Genomic DNA, 8,709 nt, shown 5'->3' with positions numbered 1-8,709 from the left:
GTACGAGAAGCTGCACGGCTCTTGCCGTAAATCAAGACCTACGCTTTCACTTGTCGGTATGCGAGAGTAGACTATCCGGCTCGTCGTCAACAATTAGTACTTCCATAAGTAGCTGAACGGGGAAGGTAGTGCTTTCTCATTCCTGATTCAACACGAAAGCGCTATCCCTTCCCTTCAACAAATCAATCTAGTTGTATGGGCAACGAGCATACAACTTGTGCGCCCTATCTGGGTGTACTGATAACGTTAAGTTGCCTATGATGTAAGTCAATTATTTTTTCGAGATCGCCAAACCCAGACCGCTCCCTTTTGGTTTACGAACGGTTTGACTAGTTGCCTGATAAAATTTTTCAAAGATCAGTTGCTGCACCTCCGGTTCAATGCCAACCCCGTTGTCGGTAGCACGACTATCGGCCCAGGTGTCGCCCAGGTGTAAACAGGCCCTGACGTGCCCTGTATTGGCGGGTGAGAACTTGATCGCATCTGACAATGGCATAAGTTGGCATCGATAGATGTTATCATACGGAAAATACTTACAAACCTTACCAATTCCAGTAAGTAATTGGCAGAATATTAACAGGTTAGACTTTTATACATCTTACTTCAAGCCTACTATTCTCATAGATTATCCTACTCTTTGCTCTTTTACGTCCTGACTCTCCTGCTTTCTATTATTTTTTAATATCCCGTTAACCATCTTTTAATTATTTTCTAATCTACATGAGTAGTTATTAACTGCTGAGTAGTTTTTCAGTATAATCTGACTGGTGTCTTATTTTTTTTCCGTTCAAACCTAAACGTTCACTCCAAAGTGATCATTTTATGAAAAACAAATTACCTCTCCGAGTCATGTTCGGCAGGTTACTCAGTGTATCGAGTATGCAACTTCTGCTGGCATTCTGTTGTCTTAGCGCTAGTTACGCTAAGAATCCATCGAACTACAATCCGCGAGAAAACAGCCCCGCCCTGACCGCAGACCGAACCCTGACCGGTCGGGTTACTGATGAAAAAAGTGAAGCTTTACCGGGTGTAAGTGTTATTCTGAAAGGAACGCAGCGTGGTACCGTTACGGATGCTGACGGTCGATACAAACTGGACGTACCTAATGGTACATCTACACTCGTATTCTCATTTGTTGGCTATGTTTCGCAGGAAGTGAGCATTGGCAACCAAGCATCTGTCAACGTTAGCCTAAAGGCAGACAGCAAGGTGTTGGATGAGATTGTCGTTATCGGTTATGGTACTTCAAAAAAATCGGATTTGACGGGTGCTGTTTCTGGCGTTAAAGAGGCTGAACTGTTGGAGCGGCCAGCCCCTTCGCTGAACCAGCAACTTTCAGGTCGACTACCGGGCGTACAGGTAAACAACAACTCAGGTCGTCCTGGAGGGCGTACTACCATCCGGATTCGTGGATTTAGTTCAATTAACTCCTCGAACAACCCACTTTATGTAGTCGACGGTGTTATGCTTCCACAGGGTACCGGCGATCAGTTCAGTAACCCAATCGACTACATTAACCCGAACGATATCGTGAATGTTGAAGTATTGAAAGATGCTTCTTCGACGGCTATTTATGGAGCACGGGGCGCGAATGGTGTTATTCTGGTCTCGACCAAAAAAGGGAAAGCCGGTGAAAGCCGCGTTACTTACGACACGCAGTTCAGTGTAAATACCATTGGTCCAAACAAGCCACAGGTGTTAAATGCAAAACAGTATTTAGCTACTGAAGATCTGGCTTACGCTAACATGGCCAAATTCGATCCTGCAGGTTGGGCCGCTGGTAAATATACACAGTACGACCCTATCGTAAGACGGAAAGCATTCAGTGCCGCCCACCCAGGCGTTTTTGATGCCAATCTGAATCCGCTATACGATACCGACTGGTTCAAAGAATCATCACAGAATTCAATTTCCCAAAACCATCAATTGGGTTTCAGTGGTGGTAATGAGCGTACTCAGTATTCGCTCTCGCTTAACTATCGGGACGATCAGGGGCTTATCAAAACATCGTACATGAAACGGTATTCTGGCCGCTTCTCTATTGACGATCAGGTAAAAAGCTGGCTCAAAATCGGTGGTACGCTGAGTTACAACAACCAGTCTGAAAATCTGGTGGATATTAATGACGCCGTTGCCCGGCAAATTGTGGAAGACTTTCCGTTCCTGCCTGTACGCTATCCAGATACAGGTATCTTCGCTGAAAACCGCGATTATCCACTCGCAGAGGGAACAATGAGTTCAGTTCACCGCCTGATGGATCGTAAGTACATTCAGAATACCCAGACGACCCTGGGAAGCTTATACACCAACATTAGCCTGGCTAAAGGACTGGAAATGCGGACCGTTTTAGGTGCAAACGTCCAAACACAGGAAGTCAACCAGTCGCAAACCCGTACGCTAAACATTGGCGGCAACGGTAACGCGTCGACTCAAAACACCCGGACTTCGTTCTGGTCGCTGGAGAACTACCTGACCTACAATAAGCAATTTGGCCAGGATCACTCATTTACTGGCTTATTGGGTATCTCATGGCAGGAAACGAACGCGTTCAGAATGAATGGTGCCGTTAGCGGCTTCGCTACCGATTACTTTGGCTTCAATAACTTAGGCGCTGGTGCTACCAACCCATCTGTTGGTTCAGATGCATCGCGTTTTGCCTTTAATTCCTACTTCGGTCGGATTAACTACGGCTACAAAAATAAATACCTGTTTACAGCAACAGGTCGTGCCGATGGTTCGTCTAAATTCGGGGAAAACAACAAGTTCGCTTTCTTCCCATCGGCGGCTTTAGCCTGGCGTATTTCGGAAGAAGACTTCCTGAAAGGCAACGCGGTTATCTCGAACCTGAAATTACGTTCCAGCTATGGTCTGACTGGTAACTCGGAGATTCCACCTTACCAGTCTCTGTCATTGCTTAGCTCCACCTACGCGACTATTTATAACGACACACGAGTTAGTGGAACCGGTATCAACCGCTTAGCTAACCCCGATCTGCGCTGGGAAAAAACGGCACAGACGGACGTTGGCTTAGAAATTGGCCTCTTCAAAGGACGGGTTAATGTAGAAATGGATTACTACTACCGTCTAACGACCGACATGCTGCTTGATGCACCTGTTCCACGCACCAGCGGTTATGCCACTATTCGTCGGAACGTGGGATCGATGCAGAATCAGGGCTTCGAGTTTAGTGTGAATTCCGTGAACGTTAACAAGGGGAATTTTACCTGGAACACAACGTTTAATATCTCCCTGAACCGCAACAAAGTGCTGTCATTGGCAACACCATCTGACATCTTCGGCGTGGGTGGTCCTAACTTCACGAACCAGACCAATGTCATTCGGGTTGGCGAGTCTGTTGGAGCGTTCTGGGGTCTGACCCGTTTAGGTACATGGAGTGAAGCCGAGCGCGAAGAAGCAGCTAAATTTACCAGCTATCGGGGTGGATTTACCATTCTGCCAGGCGATATCAAGTACTTAGATGTAAATGGTGACAAAGCGATTACTGATGCTGACCGGAGCATTATTGGTAATGGCAGCCCCAAAGGCTGGGGTGCTTTGACCAACAATTTCAAGTTGGGCAATTTCGACGCTACGCTTGAACTGCAGTATATGTACGGCAATCAGGTAATGCTCATGAACCTGCACCCAAGTGAAGACCGGCAGGCGCTGGCGAACAGCTATACATCTGTACTGAATGCCTGGACGCCAACCAATCAGAATACCATGATTGCTCAAGTTCGGGGTACCCAGGCGGGCTATATTACCAACGTAGATAGCCACTGGGTTAAGGATGGCTCATTTCTGCGGGGTAAAAATCTGCTGCTGGGCTACACCATACCGCCTGCGGTCACAAGTAGGTTGAAGCTGAACCGGCTCCGTGTATATGCCTCGGCGCAGAACTTCTTCCTGTTGGTCGATGATCCAATTATTGGTGATCCAGAAGTAACGCCTACTAACCAGGGGAATGATAGTAGCGCCTTCTCGCAGGGTCAAATCTGGCACAACTATCCAAAACCAACTACCTATCTGGTAGGTCTTCAGATTGGCCTGTAATACAAAAACGCATTTAACTTACTGATTTTCATCGTATGAGACATACACTTGTAAAACATATAAGCCGGGCCTTACTTTGTGGATTTGCCCTTACCGGCCCTATTGGCTGTACGGACTTTCTGAAGGAAAAGGCTCCATCAAACCTGACTCCTGAGAGTTTCTATACCATTCCTGACCATGCCGAATCGGCTCTGGCATCGGTTTACGCCAGCCTGCGATTTATGGGCGACGGGGCAGGTATCTTCTCCAGCAACTGGCAGTTGCTGGAAGCCATAACAGGAACTTCCACAACGGAAACCGCACAAAACTCTGACCTCAATAACCTCTATGGGTTAGTACACGATGGCAATACGGCACACGTGGTTAACTACTGGAATGGCCTGTATCGGGTAATTGCCAATGCGAATCAGGTGATTGAAAAAGTGCCTGGAATTACCCCGATGGATGCGGCTCAGAAGACTAAAATTCTGGGTGAGGCACGGTTTCTGCGGGCTTCAGCCTATTTTACGGCCGTTCAATTATGGGGCGATATCCCCCTGATTACGAAGCCGCAAACGGCCGTTTCCACCGATTTTCAACCGGGCCGTACGTCTAAAGAAGATGTGTATAAACTAATCGTCGACGACCTGGTTGCCGCTGAAGCGGCTGGTCTGGCCTGGATGGACGTAAGCGGACGGGCTAACTTAGCCGCGGTCAAAACGCAGTTGGCTAAAGTGTATCTGACGATGGCGGGCTTTCCACTTAGCAAAGGAGCATCGCACTACAAGCTAGCTGCCGACAAAGCGCTTGAAGTGATTACTTACGCCAATGCGAATCCCGGTACGATCAACCTATTTACGACCTATTACGATGTCCATAGCGAAAGTACCGAGAACCGTATAGAGCATCTGTTCCAACTCCAGTATAACACAACTGTTGCTGGTAACCCAATGGACAATTTCTACCCAAACTTTAAACCAGTAACCTATAATGGTCCTGGTGGAACGGGTAGCTCAGTTCCAGTGCCTAGTTTTTACAATTCATACGAACCAGGCGATTTACGGGCTAAGGATCAGGAAGGATACTTCTACACGACGTATTATACCAACGGGAACGGGGCACCATTTGCTTTAGGAGCGCCTTACGTATTTAAGCACTTCAACCGGACCTCAAACGGTACGTCGGGCGTGGCGGGTTCTCGGCAGAACAACCTGAACGTACCACAGATTCGTTACGCCGAAACGCTGTTGATTTATGCCGAAGCGCAAAATGAAGTGGGTGGACCAACGCAGGCCGCATACGACGCAATGAAGCGTATTCGTGACCGTGCAAAATTGACTACACCCGCACTGGGAACGTTCACGCAGGCTACCTTCCGGGAAGCCGTTTGGCGGGAGCGCTGGCACGAACTGTGCTACGAGCAGATCACCTGGTTCGATATGGTTCGTCTACGGAAAGTGTACAACGATAAAACAAATGGTTTCGATGCTTTCGTTGGACACATAAATCCAAGTTCAAATAATCAGCCTTTGCAGGAAAAGCATCTGCTGCTTCCTATTCCTAGGCAGGAATTGTTAAATAACCCCAATCTGAAAACTCAGAATCCGGGTTATCCAGGTGTTTAATTAAGTTAAGTAAGACAAACCCAACTCCCCATCTAGCTTTAGGTGGGGAGTTTTTTTATGATTACCCTACCAACGCTTTCCGATAAGCACTTGGCGTTTGGCCCGTGATGGCCCGAAATGTCTTGTTAAAATGAGATAGGTTGTTGAACCCTACCGAAAACCCCACATCCGCCACTGTCCTGGCTGAATATAACAGTCGACGGGCCTGATTCACACGGTATTCGTTAACAAAATCTGTAAACGTGAGGTGAGTCATGCGTTTGAAATACCGGCAAAAGGCCGGCACTGTAAGGCTGGCCAGATCAGCTACGGTATTCATATCTATAGGTTCGGCATAATGCAGTTCCACATACTGACAAACCCGATTGATACGGTCCTGCTCCTTCGGGTTCAGATCGAACCGAACACCATTGGCATGCAGGGGTTCCGCATCGGGAGCATCAGCCAGTTCATGTAATACCCGTAGTAATGTCAGGAAACGCTCAAAGGGTGGCTGGCCGGGCAATTCCTCCAACCACGGCCCTACCTGCTGTTTAGTACCGGCACCAAATGTCAGACCTGTATGCCCTCGCTCAAACAATCGTTTGACGGCAGCTAATTCTGGTTTTTGCAGAAATGATTCTCCCATAAAATCGTCGCGCATTTGCACCACAATTTCCTCATATTGACCTTCTTTACCATAGCTGAAATTGAGGTGTGGTAAATTAGGGCCGATAAATGCCAGTTCACCTAGTTCATAACAGGATACATTTGTGCCTACCCGTCGTTGGCCGTTACCAAATGGAATGTATACGATTTCATACTCTGGATGATAGTGCCAGTATACACGACAGGTTTCCGGCTCTGTATTATGAATCACCCGAAAGGAACTTCCAGCCTCGGGTTCTATTTTTTCGAATTGAAGTTTCATAAAAGGGTCTTGCCACAACTTCTTTATCACGAATGTATCACATTTCACCAGAAGGAAACCGCGGAAGGTTTTTCATCGTTTATACAGTAACAGTATCCAATCCGAAAATAGCATGAAACGAATTCATTTATATGCGCTTAGTCTGCTCCTGCTGGCAGGTTGCGCACAAGGTCAGTCAAAAGACTATACGCCCGCTAAACTCCCTGCCCTCAAACCCGGTGAGGCCGTTGCTACTTTTGCCGGTGGCTGCTTCTGGGCTTTGGAAGAAGGCATGAACCAACTCAAAGGCGTCCGGGAAGTGATTTCGGGTTATGCCGGTGGTAACGTTAAAAATCCAACCTACGAACAGGTTGGAACTGACGAAACCGGCCATGCCGAATCAGTGCAGGTCTATTACGATCCGAAAGTAATTAGCTATTCTCAATTGCTGGATGCCTTTTTTGCGGGTCACGATCCCACCACGCTAAACCGTCAGGGGCCCGATGTTGGTCGAGATTATCGGTCGGTTGCATTCTACCGAACCCCGGAAGAAAAAGCTGAAATTATGGAAGCGATCAAGCGTACGAATGAATCGAAACATTACGCGAATCGCGTAGTAACAGAAGTGACGCCGATTACTGTTTTCTATCCGGCCGAAAATTATCACCAGAATTATTTCGCGCTGCATCCTAACCAGCCGTACATACAGAGCGTATCGTTACCAAAGGTTGAAAAACTACGAAAAGCTATGGTTGGTCATCTTAAAAATAATACAGCGTTAACTATGATTGATTAGATGCTGACCTAAAAAAGTCAATACAGCATTAATATCAGCTAATAGATTGCAAAAATAGCCGGTCTCGACCGGCTATTTTTGCATTATGAATACAACGGCTTCCTTAAATCGGCTCAACCTGAATCACTTTGTACAGCACCTGCTCGCATTTTTCCAGAATCGACAGGCGCTGGCTGTTGGATTAGTATTCGCTTGCGACAGCATCCTGTTTGGTAGCTGGGTGGCACACATTCCGCATGTAAAAGAAAAACTGCACCTTTCCGATGCTGAGTTGGGCCTGACACTTTTTGCCATGCCCGTTGGATTACTTATTATGAATCCAATGACGGGCTGGATAATTGCCAAGCTTGGTGAAGCACGCGCCTGTTTTTGGTCGGCGGTAGGAATAACGCTGGCCGTTTGTATTCCTATTAATGCGCCCAATACGGTCGTTATGGCTTTTGGCCTATTTTTATTGGGACTATCCAGCGCCCTCATTAACGTAGCCATGAATACCTGTGCTACAAATGTTGAGCGTACACAAGGTATTGCCATCATGTCGTCCTGTCATGGGATGTGGAGTTTGGGAGGCTTGCTCGGTTCCGGTATAGCTGGTGCTGTGATTGCACTCCATGTATCGCCCCAAGTGCATATGGGGATTATGGCTGGTCTGGTACTGCTCGCTACATTTCTCCTTCAGCCATCTCTAACTGCTATTCCCTCAAGTAGCCGAACCGAATCGGGAGAGAAAGCAGGCTCTTCGTTTGTTCGGCCCAATCTGGATTTATTCCTAATGATTTTAATTGGGCTGGCCGTGGCCATGGGCGAAGGCGTAGCACTGGACTGGAGCGCCGTGTACTTACACGAAACGATTGGTGCCAGCAGCCAGATTGCGGCTTTAGGCTTTGGCGCTTTTTCATTAACGATGACCAGCTTACGCTTTTTTGGTGATGCCATCATTCCCAGAATTGGTGCGAAACGCTGGCTTCAGTTGGGGAGTTTACTGGCTGCATCGGGCCTTGTCTTCGCAATAGTTCTGCCCTATCCGCCAACGGCACTGATCGGGTTTGCCTTGCTGGGGGCAGGTTGTTCGTTAGGCGCGCCCATTCTCTATAGTGCATCCATGCGTGTACCGGGTATTCCGCCAGCCGCCGGTCTGGCTACGTTTGCTACGTTTAGTTTTATCGGTTTCCTGGCAGGTCCACCCGTTATTGGGTTCGTATCCGAAGCCTTTGGTCTTTATTATGGATTGGGATTTGTAGCCGTTATTTTGCTGATTTCGGCAGGATTATCACGCGTAGTAAAACTGTTTTAAAGTGCGTAGTATTGTTAGCCAAACATAAGCCTCAACCCATGACAGTAGCCGTTGCAACAGCACCTAAAAAGCG

The 8,709-nt window shown here is 47.5% G+C and carries 6 protein-coding genes; 4 read left to right on the top strand and 2 right to left on the bottom strand.

Going from position 1 to position 8,709, the window contains the following annotated elements; genetic code table 11:
• Window positions 1–271 precede the first annotated feature (271 nt).
• Window positions 272–496, bottom strand: a complete 225-nt coding sequence (locus tag ACYVGO_RS14655; RefSeq protein ID WP_460969901.1) for an ATP-binding protein — start codon at window positions 494–496, stop codon at window positions 272–274.
• Window positions 497–822: 326 nt separating this feature from the next.
• Between ACYVGO_RS14655 and ACYVGO_RS14650 the strand changes: the two genes are divergently transcribed.
• Together ACYVGO_RS14650 and ACYVGO_RS14645 are read left to right on the top strand one after the other, a co-directional pair.
• Window positions 823–4,053: a SusC/RagA family TonB-linked outer membrane protein gene (locus ACYVGO_RS14650; RefSeq protein ID WP_142775010.1), complete on the top strand. Its 3,231-nt coding sequence runs from the start codon at window positions 823–825 to the stop codon at window positions 4,051–4,053.
• Between the two features lie 35 nt (window positions 4,054–4,088).
• Window positions 4,089–5,657 (top strand): RagB/SusD family nutrient uptake outer membrane protein, encoded by a 1,569-nt coding sequence (locus tag ACYVGO_RS14645; protein WP_460969900.1) that lies wholly within the window; start codon window positions 4,089–4,091, stop codon window positions 5,655–5,657.
• A gap of 61 nt (window positions 5,658–5,718) precedes the next feature.
• Here the strand turns inward: ACYVGO_RS14645 and ACYVGO_RS14640 are convergent, their stop codons facing one another.
• On the bottom strand, window positions 5,719–6,567 hold the full coding sequence (locus ACYVGO_RS14640; protein WP_460969899.1) for an AraC family transcriptional regulator: 849 nt from the start codon (window positions 6,565–6,567) through the stop codon (window positions 5,719–5,721).
• 112 nt (window positions 6,568–6,679) lie between these two features.
• Here ACYVGO_RS14640 and msrA point away from each other — a divergent pair, with 112 nt between their 5' ends.
• Together msrA and ACYVGO_RS14630 are read left to right on the top strand one after the other, a co-directional pair.
• Window positions 6,680–7,342 (top strand): peptide-methionine (S)-S-oxide reductase MsrA, encoded by a 663-nt coding sequence (gene msrA / locus ACYVGO_RS14635; RefSeq protein ID WP_142775013.1) that lies wholly within the window; start codon window positions 6,680–6,682, stop codon window positions 7,340–7,342.
• An 85-nt stretch (window positions 7,343–7,427) separates the two neighbouring features.
• Window positions 7,428–8,636, top strand: coding sequence for an MFS transporter (locus tag ACYVGO_RS14630; protein ID WP_460969898.1), 1,209 nt, complete (start codon window positions 7,428–7,430; stop codon window positions 8,634–8,636).
• The last annotated feature ends 73 nt before the right edge of the window (window positions 8,637–8,709 follow it).

This window comes from Spirosoma migulaei (assembly GCF_054776855.1).
This window is presented reverse-complemented; position numbering and strand designations above follow the sequence as displayed.